We start from the raw sequence: 16673 nt of genomic DNA, 5'->3' as shown, positions 1-16673 counted from the left end.
TCAGCTCGGCTATCATGGCCGCCCGCTCAGCTGTATCGACAACTTTTGTTGCTCGATTAACGTTGGGCAACATTGAATGGCGGGGCTCACACATGAAAGCTACGGGAGTGTCCGGACCGAACGCAGCGGTCCAACTTGGCTTGATCAATCTGTTGAAGGCTGGTGCGGCACAATTGATCGTGTTGCATCACCTGGCGTTCTACGGCCCGATGGCCGACGCCGCGCGGCCGCTGATGCCGTCGATCGTCGACTGGCTCGACCACAACGGCCGCATCGCCGTCCAGGCGTTCCTCGTCATCAGCGGCTTCCTCGTCGCGAAATCCCTGGCGCCGTCCGGCCTGCCCGGCATCCGTAATCCGTTGGGGACGATCTGGCGCCGCTACGTGAAGCTGGCCCCGCCTTTCATCGTGGCCATGTTCCTGGCGATCGGCGCGTCCGCGCTCGCAAGCACGTGGATGGTCCACGACTCGATCTCGGCGCCGCCCAATATGTCGCAGCTGGCCGCCCACGTCCTGTTGCTGCACGGCGTGCTGGGCTACGAATCGCTGTCGGCCGGCGCGTGGTACGTCGCCATCGATTTCCAGCTGTATGCGCTCATCACCGGCCTCCTGTGGCTGGGCGGGCGCATCGCCGGCCACCGTCGCAGCACCTGGGAGATGCCGCTCCTCGTCACGCTGGGGCTGAGCGTCTCGTTGTTCTACTTCAATCGCGACGCCGAGTTCGACGTCTGGGCGCCTTATTTCTTCGGCAGCTATGGGCTCGGCATCCTCGCCTGGTGGGCGAGCGATGCGCGCCGGTCGTTCGGGACGAAGCTGGCACTGTTGCTGATGATGGCCGTGCCGACCGTGCTGGCGCTGGCGCTCGATTTCCGGATCCGCATTGCGGTGGCGGCCGTCGTTGCGTGCGTCCTGTTCCTGTTCGGGCGCACGCGGTTGAGCACGTATGCGAGTTCCGGCTGGGCTGTCGTCAACTATCTCGGCAAGATTTCGTATTCGATTTTCCTCGTGCATTTCCCCGTGTGTCTCGTCGTGAACGCGGCGTTCACGCGCTTCGTGCCGGACGACGCGTACCTGCAGGGCGCCGGCGTAATCTGGGCGTGGGCGGCCAGCGTGGCGGCCGGCGCGGCGTTCTTTCACTGGGTCGAAACCCCGTTGGGAAGGTTCCTGGCGGGGCTGGCGAAGCCGGTCGCGGTGCCTTCATTCGCCGCAAAGCCGGCCGGATTGCGCGGCCAGGTGAATACGTGAAACACGGGTCAGCATTAAGTTGCTGACTTTCGTCCTTATTGACGTTACCCTGTCACCATAGAGGAAGGTGACATGATGAACACCCAGATCCTGGCACTCGACATCGCAGGCAACCCATTCGACTGGATCCCGCCGGAAGACGCGATCCTGTATTACGCGACCGGCAAAGTGGCGTGGGAATTGGGCGCCCGCGAGTTTATTTTCCGCGGCGGTTATTCGCGCTCGGGCGTGCAGTCGAAGATCGCGGTCAAGCCGATCATCGCCATCGCCGGCAGCGAGATCATGACGCGCCTGTTCAAATCCGGCTTGCCGCTGACGCACCAGAACGACCTCCTGTTCAAGCGAGACCGCTACATCTGCGCCTATTGCGGCAACCAATTCCCCCACAAGGACCTGTCGCGTGACCATATCCTGCCGAGGTCGCGCGGCGGCCAGGACACGTGGATGAATTGCGTGACGGCCTGCAAGCGCTGCAACCAGGAGAAAGGCAATCTGCTGGTCGAGCAATTCCGGCCGCTGATCTACGTACCGTATGTGCCGTGCCGCGCGGAGCATTATCTGCTGAGGGGCCGGAATATCCTGGCCGACCAGCATGAGTATCTGGCGGCGCAGCTGCCCAAGCATAGCCGGTTGTTGAATTGACGGTTTCGCGCTAATTGCCGCGCAGAGGCGCATGTGGCGTCGCGAATAAATCGACGAGCGTCGGCCAGACGAAATCCCATGCAATCCGTTCCTGCTCGAGCCGCACAGCGGGCCCCGGCACGTGATCCTTGAGTGCCCGGTACAGGGTGTGCTCGGCGGGACGGAGATGCGGTAATTCTTGTGCGGCGTGCTGGCTTGCCTCGCTGCTCCATAAGGTACGGTGTGCCAATAACGTGGGCTCGTCCATGAAAACCGAACGGACGTCGGGCAGTCGGGCCCTTAAATGGCTCAGTATGGCAAAACCGTGTGTGTCGATATCACCCCAGTAAAAGCAATCCGCTTTGCTTATCCATGGCACGCTGGCGAGCACATCGACACCATAACCGAGCGCCATGAATACCACCGTGCCGGGGAGATCGCCGAATGCGAGGCCCGTCTGCAGGTTCTCGACGATGACGACGTGGCGCGGCGCGAGACCAAGGCGCGCCAATTCTTCGATCGGTACCGTGAGGTCGCCAAGCCCACCGACTCGGTCGCGCAGTGTGGGGTCGAGCACGCGCATGCGCAGCCGCAGCGGCGCCCGGCGCAAGCCGCACAGCGCATGGAAATCGCCATCGATGCCGGCACGGCCCGTTACCCGGCATAGCAGTTCCGCGAGGACGGATTTTCGCGCTTCAATCCACTTCGTGTCGAGACCCGGGATCGGCAACTGGCGCAGATACAGGCCGGAATCCGGATGCCGTTCAAGCCAGGCAAGTGTGGCGACCAACCGTTCGAAATCGGCATCGGGATAATCGGCAAGCACGTCGAACGAGCGACTCAGGCGCCCCGTCAATACCGGCCAACGCCGGACCATCGCGGCCTCGCGTCGACAAGCGCGATCCCAGCGGTCCGCCTCATCGAGCCAGGCGGCGACTTCGCGCGGGCCCGCGAGGCGCAGCAGTTCGGGCATGCGTTGCGTACCAAGTGTGCGCCATTGGCGCTCGGTCCACTGCAACATGCCTGTCCCCTGCCACGATTGCCACGCTCGCACCCAGGCAAGGGCTGCGTCCAACCGACCGCGCGCCGCCTGCTCGGTAGGCACGCCCAATGGAATCGTCAAGGGCCATTCCTCGCCGGCATCCGGAGCGGCAAACCAGTCGCGATGGCGGTTGTCGAAGCGGCGCCGCAACAGTGCGCGAACGTCAGTCGGCAGCTTCAAGCGCGTCCTCCGCATGCAGCGGCTCGGCCAACTTGAGGCGCTGGCGTTCGTCATCGTATTCGATCAGCAACACGCTGGATGTTTTGCGTTCGCGGATATCGACGAAGCATGCACCGCCAATGAAGGGCTCCAGCGTCATCACGGACTTGAGCGGCGTGGCGACGATCATCTGGAATCCGAAGTTCGCAAATATGTTCATGGCAAGGGCAGTAAATTCATTGTCCGCCTTGTCGAACGCTTCATCCAGCACGACCGGCGCGTAACGCGGCATGCCGGTATCGTTGCCACCGAGCTGGTAGCGCAGGGCCGCGGCCAGCACCGTGGTCGCCAGTTTCTGGCGCTGGCCGCCGGACAGGCCGGCGCCGCTCTGGTGCACCTGCACTTCCTGACCATCCTGGTCGAACTCGCGGCCGATGAATTCGACGTGCTGGCGTACATCGAGGACGGCTTCGCGCCAGCGGCGATCGTCCGCCTCCTGGCTGGCCAGCCGGTTCACCAGGCGACGCAGGTCGATGAAGCGGGCCTCGGCGAATTCGCGGTCGTCTATCCACGCGTGCTTGAGCGCGGCCACGATGTCCTGCTTGAATTGCTGAACCTCGGGCAACTGGCGATCCTTCGGCTGGATGTGCAGGTAGGTGCGCTGGTGCTCGCCGCTGTTGAAGGGCACCTGCCGCAGGCTGTCGTTGACCAGCTCCATGCGGGCAAGGATCGCTTTGCGTGCGTCGTTCAGATAGCTCGACAAGGCCGCCAGGTTCTGGTGACTCTGGTTTTGAAGCAGGTCGAAGAAGCGGTGTTCGTGTGCCGGTAACCCGTCCGATTCGAGGCGGGCGAGCTTGCGGAAGAAATCCGGAGACGCCGCCATGCGCGCGTCGAGGCCGTCCGCATCCGCTCGCCAGCGGTTGATGAACATCGCGAACTGGGCTTCCACATATTTTTCACCTTGCGCCAGTTCGGCCTCGATGGCACGGATCTCGTCGTGCAAGGCCTTGCCGACGGCGCGGTCGGCATTGTCCACGTCCTTCAGCCGCACGGTACCGTTCCAGGCAGCGTAGCGCTGCGCCAGGCCCGATTGCTGGTGCGGCGTCGGCTGCACGATGGCGGGATCGTTCCGCAGTGCGGTCAACTGCGCTTCCTGTTCCGCGCACAGCATCTGGCGCGACCGTTGTTCCACGAGTTCGCCGTTCAGGGCATCGCGCGCCTCCTGTACCAAGTCTTCCTGCTGGCGCAGGTGCTCTTCGATGCGCTGCAAGTCCGCGTTTCCCTTCTGCAGCGCATCGAGCTGGCGCTGAATGGCGGCGATGCGCTCCACCAGCGGCTGCACCTCGATTTCCTGCCATTGCAGGTTGATGAGGGTCTGGCATTGCAGCAGACGGGCGCCGCGCGCCTGGCGTTGCCCGCGCATTGCGCGCAATTGCGCGTCGAGCTGCGCCTCGCGTTCCCGCAACTGCCGGGATTCTTCCTCGTACAGGGCAAGCTTGGCACGGTTGTCGAAACCGAGTACCCAATATTGGCGGGCGTCGACGCTGGTGCGGTCGTCCTTTTCGTGGCGAGAACGGTTGTGCTTGATCTGGCCCTCGCGCGTGAGCGCGCGCTCGCGTGCGGCCCGGAACGCGCGCAGCGAATCGACGCAGTCGTAGTCGAAGCGCTGGCGCAATTCGTTCTGCAGCCAGCCGGAACAGCTGTCCTCCTTGACGTTCAGTTTCAGTACCAGCGATTGCGCCTGCAACGGCCGCGCCGGCTGGTCGCCGCGCACCGTGCGGTAGTAGACCAGCTTGCGTCGAAGGTCGGTGTCGTTGACGTACGCGGACACGGCGGCGTACTGGTCTTCCTGCACGAGGATGGACATCGCGAACCCGTGCAGCACCCGTTCGATGGCGCCACGCCATGCGCTTTCTTCGGGCTTGACCTCGACCAGCTCGCCCACGAAGGGCAGCGCTGCTTCCGCCACGCCGACGGATTCGGCGATCTGGCGCCGCAATTCCAGCATCGGTGCCGGAATGTTCGACGGCTGGCGCCGCAGCGAGGCAAGTTCGTGGTCGACGCCGGCGCGCCGCACGCGTACCTCGGTCGCCTCGCGGTCCAATGCCAGCAGGGCTTCCTGCTGGAGGTCGTCGTTTTGCCAGTCATCGATTTCCCGGCGCGCCATGCCGAGCAATTCGGCAAATCCTTGTGGGTTTCCCCGAAAATCCCAGCCGAGCGCCTTGCAGGCTTCCACCGCCTGCTGGCGCTTGCGCATGCGTTCCTTGCGTTGATTTCCCAGCGTCTCGATCTGATCATTGAAAGATTCGATCTGCTCACCCCCGGCCTCGCGCCGCTGGCGCTCCAGGTCACGCAGGGCGGCGGTGCGGTTGTCGAGCACGTTCTGGTGGCGCTGGACATTGCCGGCGAGGCCCTCCAGTTCGATCCCGAGCGCGATGATGTGCTCGGCCAGCAAGGTCATGCGCAGCCGCTCGCGATAGCTGTGCATGCCCGCCACCAGTTCCTGCAGTCCGTTGCGCTCCAGTGCGAGCGCCTCCATGTGCTGGTGCCGGCTGCGCGCGGGCGCCAGTACTTGCACCTGCTCGCGCGCCGTCACCACGGCCTGGTGCGCGGCATGCAGTTCGCCGAACTCGCTGACCAGGCGGTCGGCCACTTCAAAGGTTTCCGGCTTGTCGAGCATGAAGTCGCGCAGGAAGGCGTTGAGGTCGCCGACGTTCTTGGCCGATTGGGTCTTGTGCAGCAGGCGCAGCGCCATGTCGCTTTCGATGCCGAGCAGGCGGCAGAAACGTTCGCAATACGGCCGGAACTCGTCGCGCGCGAACGCGTCCGGCAGCGCCTGTTTCAGCTTGCGCACGTCGAAATTATTGCTGCCGAAATCCTGCAGTTCGCGCAGGTCGAAGGGCCGCTCGAGGACGAGGAAATACGATTTCACGTCGCGGTTGCTGTTTGCATTGCCGCGTACCCAGAACAATTGGACCAGCGCCACCTGCTGCCCAACCTCGTTCTCGTACTGCAGTGCCAGCGCCGACCACGTGGTGCCCGCGCGCAGGTAGCGCACCGCGGATTCGCCGGATGCGGCATCCGTTTGCGCGGTCCAGGCGCCCCGCACGTAGCTGACCAGGTTGCGGTCGCGGCCGGCACGGCTGGCTTCGCGCGCGGCGGCATTGAAGTCGATCCAGCGCGGCGGCACGAGAAGGGCGGACAGCGCATCGAGCAAGGTGGATTTGCCGGCGCCGGAGCGCCCGACGATGAGGAAGCCGCGTTTGCTTACCGGGATATCGTGCAGGCCGCTGAACGTGCCCCAGTTGAACACCTGGAGGCGGGTCATGCGGAATTGTTCGCCGGTGGCGGGCAGCGGCATGTTCATGGTGCGTCGTCCTCGTCGTCGTCCACCGGCTGGCGCGCCAGTGTGGGCAATTCTCCGGCCGCCATGCGGTCGTACAGCGCGGTCAGCGCAATGATTTCCTCGGCCGAGAACAGCAGTTTGAGCGTCGGTGCGATCTCGAAACGGTCTTCGCTGGCGCGCAGTTTCTGCAGGATGTTGTGCTTCTTGAGTTTTTCGATCGACGCGTTGACGCGCTTGCTGAAACCGGCCCGGTCGGTGCTGGCGGCCCGTTCGTATGGCATGAGGTTTTCCACGATCTCGTCGCGTGCGATCACGGCACGCTCGCTATAGGAATCGGCCTGGGTCAGCCGCTGGCGCAGGAACAGCAGCAGCACGGAATCGATGAAGGTCAGTTGCGCGCGCCGCAGCAGGATGGGAATGTCCAGCTCTTCGGCGGCGACCTGTGTCGTGAAGGCGACTTGCAGATCACGGTCCAGCACGAGTTCGAGAAACAGGTCGGCCAGGCGCCGGCGGATGACCTGTTCGTCGCGCAGCAGGATGGGCCAGAGCCGGGCATGACGCCGGCCCTCCAGCGACGGGCCGGACAGCAACTGCACGAGCACGCGCCGCGTGTCGAGTGGCAGTTCGCCCGTATCGTTGACGAACAACGCGCGATCTCCTTGGGCGTCGTCGAGGTGGGCGGGCGTGGCCGCGTCGTCAGGTGCCGGCTCGGACATCGTCGAGCTTCTCCTTCAAAAAATAGATGAGCGGAATGCGGGCCTGGCGGGCGACGCCGTCGCCACCGATCCAGGCGACGGTTTCGCCGTTATCCGCCACAATGCCGTGACGCGCGCCCAATGCAAGCAGGCCGAGCACGCTGCCGAGTCCCTGGTTGGCCGGAAATGCCCGCAAGACTTCGCCGATCGAGGCTTGCGAGCGCACGCCCAGCACGCTGCTCACGTGTTCTTGCAACGAGCGGAAATCGATCTCGGAATGGGCGACGAGTTCCCCGATCATCGCGAGGTCGAGCGGAGCGGCGTCACCCTCCGCCATCCGGTCTGGCAAGGCCTGGAGCGCGGGGTCGTGCAAGACCCATTGCGACAGCGACGTCATCTTGCTGCTGGTGAGCGGCAGCGTGTAGTGCAAGGCCTCGGTGATCTTGACCTCGTCCTTCAACGCGAGGGCGGCCCGTTGCGCCTTGCGCAGCAGCTGGTTCAACCGGCGCTGTTCGATGAATTCGCGGCTCTGCACAAAATTCTTGAGGCTGCGCGCAAATGACTGTAACACGTCGTGCACCATGCCGCCCTGGTCCAGCAAGGTGCGCGTCAGGCGCAACAGGAAGCGGCGTTCGTCGGGATCGAGGCCGGCCACGTAATCGCGCGACATCAACTGGTCCAGCGCGTCGTCCAGCGATGCGGACTGCACCGGGTCGGTCAGCAGCCGCCAGAACGCGGAGAACGTACGCCCGGCTTCGCTCTCCGCGATGACGTCGATGCCGGCGAACAGCGCGTCGAGCACGTCGCTGCGGCTGCCGTCGTTGTCCATGATCCGCTCGCGCAGGTCGCGGTTCAGTTGGTCGAACTGGTCGCGTACGCGGCGGAAATCGCCGGCGAGATTATCGGCCAGCGCGATGATTTCGCGCGTGCGCTCCAGCGCCGCGCTTTCCGACAGCACCTGGAACGTGCCGTGCTCGATGTCGACGATCTCGCGCCGGATCCTTTCCTGCTCGGCGTGCAGGCGCGCCAGGCGGCGCCCCTTGTCGGTATCGGTATCGTCAGCCAGCCTCGACAACGCCCCGATGACGAGGCCAAGCCGGCTTTCGGTCGCGGCATTGTGCGGCCTGACCAGGCTGGTGACATAGCGGATCGCATCGACGGTCGAGGTCGCGAGTTCGTATTCCTCTTCCTTTGACCCTGGCGGGAAGCGTCGTTCAAGGTAGCCATCGGCCAGCCAGCGGGCCACGTACAGTTGCGCCGTCTGCGGCCAGTCTTCCCCGCGGTTACGCAATTGCTCGAGGTCGCGCTCGATACGTTCGTGCAGGATCGAAGCCGGCAGGCTGCGGTCCGTGTCGTGCAGATGGGTTTGCAGCAGCGCGAGCACGGTCGGGCCCGTATCGGCCGCCAACAGGCGCCATAAGGGCTGGTTGCGCAGCTGGCGGTAAAGGGCGAGGGGTCTGTCGGCTTTCATTGCGCGAAGAGTGGACGCATCATTGTAGCGCAGGCGATCGAAGTGCTTTCTTGTGAGGTTATTGCGGAGAAAACAACATCGATGCAATGGAGTTTATGCATCGTTTGACAAGAAAGATCGAGTTGCCGCAGAATCGCACCTCATCGATTTTCGATCAACCCATTTTCAGGAAAGGAACGGCTATGCCACGTACGGCTATCGACAACTCGCAAGACAGATAGCCCCGAGCATCCGCGCTCGGGGCCAGGCACGCATGCCTCCTCGAGCCGGCCGTTCTTCAGAACCCCGGTGAGGAAACTCGCCGGGGTTTTTGCTTTTCGGAAGTCCGTTTTCTTCCGCCGCAGGAACGCCGGCATAACGAACCTTTTATGGACAAGTTATGCCCATCGTACAAACACTGCACAAGGGACGCGTCCCGGTGCACATCTACACGGACGATATCGACCACGCGGCGTTGCAGCAACTGCTGAACATCGCCGACCTTCCGATCGTCCATCCGCACGTCGCCGCGATGCCCGACGTGCACGCCGGCATCGGCGCCACCATCGGCAGCGTGATCCCGACGCGGTCCGCGATCATCCCGGCCGCCGTCGGCGTCGACATCGGCTGCGGCATGAATGCCGTGCGCACGACCCTGACCGCGAGCCAGCTGCCCGACAGCCTGGCCCGCCTGCGCAGCGCGATCGAGGCGGCCGTGCCGGTCGGCTTCGAGCAGCACGCCTGGGACAAGGTGCGAGGCTCGGCCCACGCGCGCGTCGGGCGGCCGCTGAACGACCGGCTGGACGTCATCGTCGGCAAGCACGGCGGCATCATGAAGATGCAGCAGAAATTCACGCAGACGTGGATCTGCCAGCTGGGCACGCTCGGCGGTGGCAATCACTTCATCGAGATCTGTCTCGACGAAGAAGAACGCGTCTGGATCATGCTGCATTCCGGTTCGCGCGGCATCGGCAACGTCATCGGCCGCTATTTCATCGCGGCGGCGCGCAAGGACATGCAGCGGCACCAGATCCATTTGCCGGACAAGGACCTGTCCTATTTCAGCGAGGGATCGACGCTGTTCGACGACTACATCGACGCGGTGGAGTGGGCGCAGGATTACGCGCGCATCAACCGCCGCGAGATGATGCGCCGCGTCGTGGACGTGCTGGCGCAGTATGCGCCGCCGTTCAAGCTCGATGGCGAAGCGATCAACTGCCACCACAACTACGTGGCGCGCGAATCGCATGGCGGCGAGCGCCTGTTCGTCACGCGCAAGGGTGCGATCTCCGCGCGCGAAGGCGAGCTCGGCATTATCCCGGGCAGCATGGGCGCGAAGAGCTACATCGTGCGCGGCAAGGGGAATCCGGAATCGTTCTGTTCATGCTCGCATGGCGCGGGACGCCACATGAGCCGCAGCGAAGCGAAACGCAAATTCGACCGCTTCGACCTGGCGGCGCAGACGGCCGGCATCGAATGCCGCAAGGACGGCGGCGTGGTCGACGAGATTCCGGCCGCGTACAAGGACATCGACAAGGTGATGGCGCATCAGACGGATCTGGTCGAGGTCGTGCACACGCTGCGCCAGGTCGTTTGCATCAAGGGGTAAGACATGAAGATCAAATCGGTGAAGCCGCGCAATCCGCATGCGGTCGCGGCCAGGCAGCGCAATGCGGGCGCGCATGGGACGTATCGGGCGGAGCGCAAGGTGCGTCGCCTGGAAAAGCAGGCATTGCGCTCATGGGTCATCGGACAGGATCGGGAAGGAAAAGATCATGCGTGAAGACATGTTCAAAGTGATCGTGGAACGGCCGCGGCTCGTCAACAGCAATGGCTATAGCCGCGACGGCCGCAAGTTTCGCAACGACGAGAATGCGCCGGGCCGGCTCGGCATGAAGCGCGGCTATACCCAACGGCCGAAATGGCTGAACGAAAACCTCGCGCCATTGAAGCGCTACCTGGAGCAGCAGGTGGACCGTCCGTGGGACAAGGTCTACAGCGAGATCCGGGCAACGATCGATGCGCGCAGCACGGTCAAGCAGCACATTCTTCAGCATATCGGCGACTTCGTCGCGACTGATACGCATTGGGTGGAGACACCTAGCGGGGGCAGGGTGGTCGTCCGCAACCAGAACTGGTGGAACCGCAAGGAAGTAGCGCTCGAGGAGGCCGACGTCGAGCTGTTCGTACATCCAAAGACCGGCATCCTGCTGCGCAATCGCCGTTTCGTTTCTTGGGACAGGCGCAATCGGCAAATGCGCGAGACGAAACAGGCACAGGATCACCTCGATTGCCGCGACATCGACGTCCACCGTCAACTGCGACGCATCGACGGCATCTGGTACGAGGTGACGCTGGGCCTATTGCCAGCGCCTCGCGTGCAAGGAAAAGACATCGTCTGCGGCGCGTTCTGGGATGTCGTCCGCAAGGAATGGGTGCAACGCCAGCATGGCGTTGCGGAAACGTACGCCGTATCGAAGCGCCAGCTCGGCGCGAAAGAATTGAAGAAATACGCGCTCGGCGCATGAGCCGGTTCATCACAAGGAGAACAATCATGAAAACCAGACACATCGATCAACCGTCCTTTCGAGATCTCCAGCAAGCGCAGGAAAGGCTTCCCGTCTGAAACGGCGGTCAAACGCGGTGTCCGGTTCGTGCACGGCGATAAGGAGCTCGTCGAAAAGCTCGGGCGCAACGATCCATGCCCGTGCGGCTCCGGACGGCATTTCAACAGGTGCTGCATGAAGTCGGGAAGCTTTTGACGGCGCCAACCGAAACGACTATTTCCGTTAAGCGGATATCAGTTGCGCTGGATGGTCACGGGCGACCATCCAGCTCGATGACCTCGGCGCCCGCGCGGGCCGGCAACTCGTCCATTGGAACGACCTGGGGTTCGGTGTCCGCCCCCGTGAAGTGACGATAAACGATGAACCTGTTGTTGGTCTCTCCATAGCCGCTCGTGCGTATGACGACGTCCGTCTCGGAAGGGGACAGATACAGCCAGGAGGGCCGGTTCTTTTCAGCAAAGTCCAGCCGCTCGACCAGTCCGTTCACTGGACTACGACTGAGTACGAAACCTTGAAGGAAGTTCGCAGTGAACTCGCCGGAGACCACGAGCGCTCTGGTATGCGAACCGACACAGGCAATGTGGACGGATGCTCCTCTTGAACTGTCTTTGTCCTCAAAAAACGAACGCGTCGAGTCGTTCTGCCGCAAGTAATAAACGTAGGTGTCCCCGATTTTCGAATCACGAAATACATCGACTCGGCTTCCGGCTTTGCTGCCGACATCACACGTTTTCACCAGTTCGGCTGCCTCGGAAAATGCGTGAGCGAGCACACAGCACAGCAATAGAACCGAATTTTTCATTTCACCATATCTCGTAGTACCTGCATGGACTCAGGAGCCGCTTTCAATCTTTCTGCGGCCGCTTTGATTTTGCTGTAGTAGATGCCGTTCCTGACACCGCGGTAATCCTTGTATGCTTCGCTGACAGGATCCGTTGCATGAGCGGCCGTACGCTTCTCGATGAGTGCCCGCATATAGGCCGTGCCAACGCGTATGTTCGTCGCTTCGTCCAGAATCTGGGCGCTGTCGTGGAACTCGTCCGCTTCGCGGTAGAGGTCAGCTTCACGTCTGCGCTCGCGCGAAGGTTTCTTGAGGTTCTCGAGTCGATAAAGCTCCCGAATCGGCGCCCTCAGCAGCTGCATCAGTCCCCGAGCACTGCTTCCGTCGCTGCGTGCGTTCTTGTCAAAGCGGGACTCCATGTAAATCTGGCATATGACTAATTCGGTGGGTAAGCTGGATTGATTGTTTGCCTCGACCAGCGCACGTATCTCGCGCAGTCGGGCGAGATCCTCGATCTCTACATCCACCGCCTTCTTATCTGATATCGACGTCAGCTGCGCAGTGTGCGTCTTGATGATCTTTTTCGTCGACATATTATCGGTCCCATGCCGGGTTGAGAGGAGTTGTTTCCCTCGCGTAGACGATGAGCGTAGCGCGCTCGGCATTTGATGCCGCGACAGTGGCGGTCTTTCCGTCCCGGTCTGTCCTGCCCTCGAGGCGGCGACCACTGCTGAGTTCGATCACATACGGAAAATCTGCGAGAGGCTGACCCGCCTCGTCCTTTACGTGAAAGTGCTGGTCATACGAATCCGGCTGTTCGGCGGCGGCCGCTTTCGACGTTGTCTCGCTGTCCCGGGCAACTTTCTGGCTACCAGCATCGTCCGAGACGACTTGATATCGGACGGTTTGGCTCGAGATGAGGCGCGGATACGGATGACACTTACAGACACACAGGTCGTTTTCGAGCGCCACTTGGATGCCGTTCCAGCGTTCTTCGAGGCGAGCGCCGGCGCACACGATGTGACCTGTGCTTTTACAGGCAGGGCATGAAACCGGGTCGTTTTCAAGCGCAATCCGAGCGCCGTTGATCGCCCCGAGGCTGCTGGCGCCAACCACCTTGCCGCCCGCCGTTGTCGTAGCCCCTTCAGTGATCGTATGTCGTTTCATATTCCCCCCGAGCCAAAGGATCGCGCTACCCGACCGATAGGTAGGCGAAGAACCAATCTAGCTGGGGCGCAACCGTAGATATTGGCTTGGCACAAAGAAGCGCGCCGAACTGCTGGGCATGTGAAGCGGCTTATGACAACCCGACCAATCCTGAAGCCAAATTTGTGTGCCGCATTGGCGCGGTCGGGGACAATGCGCGAACTTAGTTTAAATCTTAAACTAACTATGTTATAGTGATCTCAGGATGCTGCGGACTACCGCGGCGGCGCCAGCTCTCTTAAGTTAATTTGAATACTAAGTACTTGTTCCCGGAGGCGTGATGCAGCAAATCCTGTGTACTGTCGACGTCGTGCTGCTGACGCTGCAGGACGATATGTTGAAAGTCGCGCTGCTCCGTCGCGATCGTGAGCCTTTCAAGGGCGTGGCCGCTTTACCGGGAGGCTTCATCCGACAGCAGGACGATGCCGACACCCGCGATGCCGCCTTGCGCGTATTGCGCGACAAGACCGCGATCGAACCGCCGTACCTGGAGCAGCTGGCGACGTTCTCCGGTCCCGCGCGCGACCCGCGCGGATGGTCGGTGTCGGTCGTGTATTACGCACTGGTGCCGTTCGACGTCATCGACAGCGCAGGGCACCCGGACGTGAAACTCGTCGGCGTCGACAAGCCGGTCGGCCTGCCATTCGACCACCGCCTCATCATCGACACCGCGGTGGCACGCCTGCGCAGCAAGAGCCAGTATTCGTCGCTGCCCTGTTACCTGGCCGGCGAAACGTTCACGTTGCCGCAACTGCAGCGTGTGTACGAAGCGTTGATGGGCGAGGCGCTCAACAAGGTGAGCTTCCGCCGCAAGATGACGGAAATGGACATGCTCGAACCCGTCGAGGGCGCATTCTCCGCGGGCGGCGCGCATCGCCCGGCACAGCTGTATCGCCTGAAGCCGGAACTGCGTGACCGGCTGACATTGATCGAAAGGGGGTTGTAATCATGCTGAGCGTCAAATTCATCAAGTTCCAGCCGACGACGTACGTCATGCAGTTCAAGCACGGTGTCGTCAAGCGCGAAGGTGTCGGCCTCGCTTTTTTCTACTACGCGCCGACGACGGCGATGGTTGCCGTGCCGACCAGCAGTGAGGACGTGCCGTTCATCTTCGAAGAGACGTCAGCCGATTTTCAGACGATCACGATCCAGGGCCAGATCACGTACCGTATCGCCGATCCGAAGCGGATCAGCGAATTGCTGGATTTCTCGATCAATCCGGTGACGCAGAAGTACATCGCGGAAGATCCGCAAAAGCTGCCACAGCGCGTCATCAACGTGGTGAAGGTCATTACGCGCAAGGGCGTCCAGAATCTGCCGCTGCGCGATGCCCTGAAGGCAACCGACAAACTGGTCACGCTCGTCACCGAGGCGGTCAGGAGCAATGCCGAGTTGCAGACGCTGGGGATCGAGATTCTCGGGCTGTCGTTCCTCGCCATCAAGCCGACGCCCGAGACCGCGCGCGCACTGGAAGCGCAGGCGCGCGAGCAGATCCTGCGCGAGGCCGACGAGGCCGTGTATGCGCGACGCAATGCGGCCGTCGAACAAGAGCGGCGGATCAAGGAAAACGAGCTGAACACGGAGATCGCGGTCGAAGCCAAGAAGCGCCAGATCCGCGAGACGCAGATGGAAGCCGAGCGCAGCATCCAGCAGAAGCAGCACGAGCTCCAGCAATCCGAGATGGAAGCGAAGATCGCGCTTGAGGCCAAGAACACCGACCTCGTCGCGCTGTCGATGGACAACGTCAAGCGCGAAGCCGACGTCAAGGCCCACGCCGTCTCGGCCTTGCTGCAGGCCTATGCCGGTGTCGATCCGAAGACCGTGCAGGCGCTGGCCGTGTCGGGCATGCAGCCGGGCCACATGATTGCGCTGGCGTTCCAGGAACTGGCGGAAAAGGCAGGCAAGATCGGCCAGCTCAACGTGACGCCGGATTTGCTGCGGGAGATCATCGCGTCGCCGGCGGGGTGAATATGGACCGGCGCATGGACAACAAGATCGTGCTCGTCACGCGCAAGACCCGGCTGGAAGACCTCGTCGCGCGTTACAACACGGTGAACCAGGCGAAGTTCTACATCGAGCACCTTGGCGCCGACTTCTCCGACTATGTGCGCGAGCACGACACCTACCATGCGTGCGTGCGCGACGCCGACAGCGCGCTGCGGCACTTCGGCCGCGTGCAAATGGTGGAGCGCGGCTTCTTGCCGAACTTCCTGTTCGGACCGGGTGACCTCGTCGTCGCGCTTGGCCAGGACGGATTGGTGGCGAACACGATGAAGTACCTCGACGGCCATCCGCTGGTCGGCGTGAATCCCGACCCGGCGCGCTGGGATGGCGTGCTGCTGCCGTTCCAGGTACGGGATCTCGCGAAGCTGATGCCGGACGTGCTGGCACGGCGGCGCACGATGCAGGAGGTGACGATGGCCAGGGCGCGCCTCAACAACGGGCAGGAATTGTACGGCGTGAACGACATCTTCATCGGCCCGAAGTCGCACACGTCGGCGCGCTACACGATCCGTCTGGGCGACAGGGAAGAACGGCAATCGTCGAGCGGCATCATCATCTCGACGGGGCTCGGGTCGACGGGCTGGCTGAAAAGCCTGCAAGTGGGTGCGGCGGCAATCGCGGCCGGCGGTGGTGCATGGCAGACGCACGAGCAGGTGACGCCCTGGGATGCCGATTACTTGCACTTCACGGTGCGCGAACCGTTCCCGAGCAAGGCGTCGGCCGCGTCGCTCGTGGCGGGCAGGATCGGGGCGCGCGTGAGCCTGACCCTGGTGTCGGCGATGGCCGAGAACGGCGTCGTCTTCAGCGATGGCATCGAGGCGGATTATCTCGAATTCAATGCAGGCATCACGGTTGAAGTGGGCATTGCGGAGAAGCGGGGGTATCTCGTCATTTGATAACAACAAAGAACAAGAACATGAAATTCGAACACTACACAGACCAGATCCGGCAATGGCCGCAAGACGGCCGCCATCTTCTCGCCCAGTATGACGATGACGGCATCGTCGTCTACCAGGCCTACCGACCCTCGATCGCGGAATACGCGGTCAAGCATCAGCGTTTTGGCGGCGATTTCAGCTTCAATCGAATGAGCTGGATAAAGCCGAACTTCCTCTGGATGATGTTTCGCGCCGGTTGGGCGACCAAGGAAAGCCAGGAACGCATTCTCGCCGTGTCGATCCGGCGGACCTTTTTCGAACGCATCCTGGAGCGCGCGGTGGCGTCGAGCTTTGCCGCATCCGGAAGCGCCGACAAAGTCGAATGGGAAAAGGCGATTGAGAACTCGGACGTGCGCCTGCAATGGGACCCGGACCACGATCCGTTCGGACAACCCATCGCGCGGCGCGCCGTGCAACTTGGGCTGCGCGGCGAGACCCTTGTCGAATACAGCTCCGCAGCAATTATCGGCATCGAGGATGTCACCGCGTTCGTGCACGAGCAACATGGCAATGTGACCGGCGATTGCACGCGACTCATCACGCCGCGCGAACGCGCCTATGTTCCCGGTGACACGGCGGCACGACATCTCGGCATCAGTTCATGGCCACTCGATTGAGCG

The 16673-nt window shown here is 62.5% G+C and carries 17 protein-coding genes; 10 read left to right on the top strand and 7 right to left on the bottom strand.

The features are described from left to right. The first annotated feature begins 92 nt into the window (after window positions 1-92). Both HAV22_RS28820 and HAV22_RS28815 read left to right on the top strand, forming a co-directional pair. Window positions 93-1244 carry an acyltransferase family protein gene (locus HAV22_RS28820; protein WP_166864622.1) on the top strand — a complete coding sequence of 384 codons (1152 nt, stop codon included), beginning with the start codon at window positions 93-95 and terminating at the stop codon, window positions 1242-1244. Between the two features lie 72 nt (window positions 1245-1316). Further along, complete coding sequence (locus HAV22_RS28815; protein WP_307736137.1) at window positions 1317-1886, top strand: HNH endonuclease; 570 nt, start codon at window positions 1317-1319, stop codon at window positions 1884-1886. A 10-nt stretch (window positions 1887-1896) separates the two neighbouring features. Here the strand turns inward: HAV22_RS28815 and HAV22_RS28810 are convergent, their stop codons facing one another. The 4 genes from HAV22_RS28810 to HAV22_RS28795 are packed head-to-tail and all read right to left on the bottom strand — an operon-like array spanning window position 1897 to window position 8578. Continuing rightward, on the bottom strand, window positions 1897-3087 hold the full coding sequence (locus HAV22_RS28810; protein WP_166864619.1) for a DUF3322 domain-containing protein: 1191 nt from the start codon (window positions 3085-3087) through the stop codon (window positions 1897-1899). Continuing rightward, window positions 3071-6433, bottom strand: a complete 3363-nt coding sequence (locus HAV22_RS28805) for an ATP-binding protein (RefSeq protein WP_166864617.1) — start codon at window positions 6431-6433, stop codon at window positions 3071-3073. The genes HAV22_RS28810 and HAV22_RS28805 overlap by 17 nt, the downstream gene beginning before the upstream one ends. Then, window positions 6430-7128, bottom strand: coding sequence for a DUF4194 domain-containing protein (locus HAV22_RS28800; protein WP_166864613.1), 699 nt, complete (start codon window positions 7126-7128; stop codon window positions 6430-6432). The genes HAV22_RS28805 and HAV22_RS28800 overlap by 4 nt, the downstream gene beginning before the upstream one ends. Next, window positions 7109-8578 (bottom strand): DUF3375 domain-containing protein, encoded by a 1470-nt coding sequence (locus tag HAV22_RS28795; protein ID WP_166864611.1) that lies wholly within the window; start codon window positions 8576-8578, stop codon window positions 7109-7111. Before HAV22_RS28795 ends, HAV22_RS28800 begins: the two co-directional genes overlap by 20 nt. 379 nt (window positions 8579-8957) lie before the next feature. On the opposite strand from HAV22_RS28795, the gene HAV22_RS28790 reads away from it, so the two are divergent. The 4 genes from HAV22_RS28790 to HAV22_RS31890 all read left to right on the top strand — a co-directional run bounded on the left by HAV22_RS28790 (window position 8958) and on the right by HAV22_RS31890 (window position 11319). Next, on the top strand, window positions 8958-10166 hold the full coding sequence (locus HAV22_RS28790) for an RtcB family protein (RefSeq protein WP_166864608.1): 1209 nt from the start codon (window positions 8958-8960) through the stop codon (window positions 10164-10166). Window positions 10167-10169: 3 nt separating this feature from the next. Then, the gene (locus HAV22_RS28785) at window positions 10170-10340 is read left to right on the top strand and encodes a hypothetical protein (protein WP_166864605.1); all 171 of its coding nucleotides are present in this window, start codon (window positions 10170-10172) and stop codon (window positions 10338-10340) included. Further along, window positions 10333-11085: a hypothetical protein gene (locus tag HAV22_RS28780; protein ID WP_166864602.1), complete on the top strand. Its 753-nt coding sequence runs from the start codon at window positions 10333-10335 to the stop codon at window positions 11083-11085. The genes HAV22_RS28785 and HAV22_RS28780 overlap by 8 nt, the downstream gene beginning before the upstream one ends. A 126-nt stretch (window positions 11086-11211) precedes the next feature. After that, window positions 11212-11319: an SEC-C metal-binding domain-containing protein gene (locus HAV22_RS31890; RefSeq protein ID WP_208296415.1), complete on the top strand. Its 108-nt coding sequence runs from the start codon at window positions 11212-11214 to the stop codon at window positions 11317-11319. Between the two features lie 55 nt (window positions 11320-11374). On the opposite strand, the gene HAV22_RS28770 is transcribed toward HAV22_RS31890, so the two are convergent. The 3 genes from HAV22_RS28770 to HAV22_RS28760 are packed head-to-tail and all read right to left on the bottom strand — an operon-like array spanning window position 11375 to window position 13072. Beyond that, entirely contained in the window at window positions 11375-11926 is a 552-nt protein-coding gene (locus HAV22_RS28770) for a hypothetical protein (protein WP_166864599.1), read from the bottom strand. Then, a complete protein-coding gene (locus HAV22_RS28765; protein WP_166864597.1) occupies window positions 11923-12498 on the bottom strand; it encodes a transglycosylase SLT domain-containing protein in 576 nt (191 codons plus the stop codon). Before HAV22_RS28765 ends, HAV22_RS28770 begins: the two co-directional genes overlap by 4 nt. A gap of 1 nt (window position 12499) precedes the next feature. Beyond that, on the bottom strand, window positions 12500-13072 hold the full coding sequence (locus HAV22_RS28760) for a PAAR domain-containing protein (protein ID WP_166864594.1): 573 nt from the start codon (window positions 13070-13072) through the stop codon (window positions 12500-12502). Between the two features lie 319 nt (window positions 13073-13391). Between HAV22_RS28760 and HAV22_RS28755 the strand changes: the two genes are divergently transcribed. From HAV22_RS28755 to HAV22_RS28740, 4 genes are read left to right on the top strand one after another with little or no spacing between them, the layout of a single operon-like run. After that, on the top strand, window positions 13392-14057 hold the full coding sequence (locus tag HAV22_RS28755; RefSeq protein WP_166864591.1) for an NUDIX hydrolase: 666 nt from the start codon (window positions 13392-13394) through the stop codon (window positions 14055-14057). A gap of 2 nt (window positions 14058-14059) precedes the next feature. Continuing rightward, the gene (locus HAV22_RS28750; RefSeq protein WP_166864588.1) at window positions 14060-15079 is read left to right on the top strand and encodes an SPFH domain-containing protein; all 1020 of its coding nucleotides are present in this window, start codon (window positions 14060-14062) and stop codon (window positions 15077-15079) included. A 14-nt stretch (window positions 15080-15093) separates the two neighbouring features. Beyond that, window positions 15094-16011, top strand: coding sequence for a diacylglycerol kinase catalytic domain-containing protein (locus HAV22_RS28745; RefSeq protein WP_208296414.1), 918 nt, complete (start codon window positions 15094-15096; stop codon window positions 16009-16011). Between the two features lie 20 nt (window positions 16012-16031). Then, window positions 16032-16670 carry a DUF4291 domain-containing protein gene (locus tag HAV22_RS28740; protein ID WP_166864582.1) on the top strand — a complete coding sequence of 213 codons (639 nt, stop codon included), beginning with the start codon at window positions 16032-16034 and terminating at the stop codon, window positions 16668-16670. The last annotated feature ends 3 nt before the right edge of the window (window positions 16671-16673 follow it).

This window comes from Telluria antibiotica, from assembly GCF_011682055.1.
Classification (GTDB): Bacteria; Pseudomonadota; Gammaproteobacteria; order Burkholderiales; family Burkholderiaceae_D; genus Telluria; species Telluria antibiotica.
Note: the sequence above shows the minus strand (reverse complement) of the source record. Positions and strands in the feature narration are given on the sequence as shown.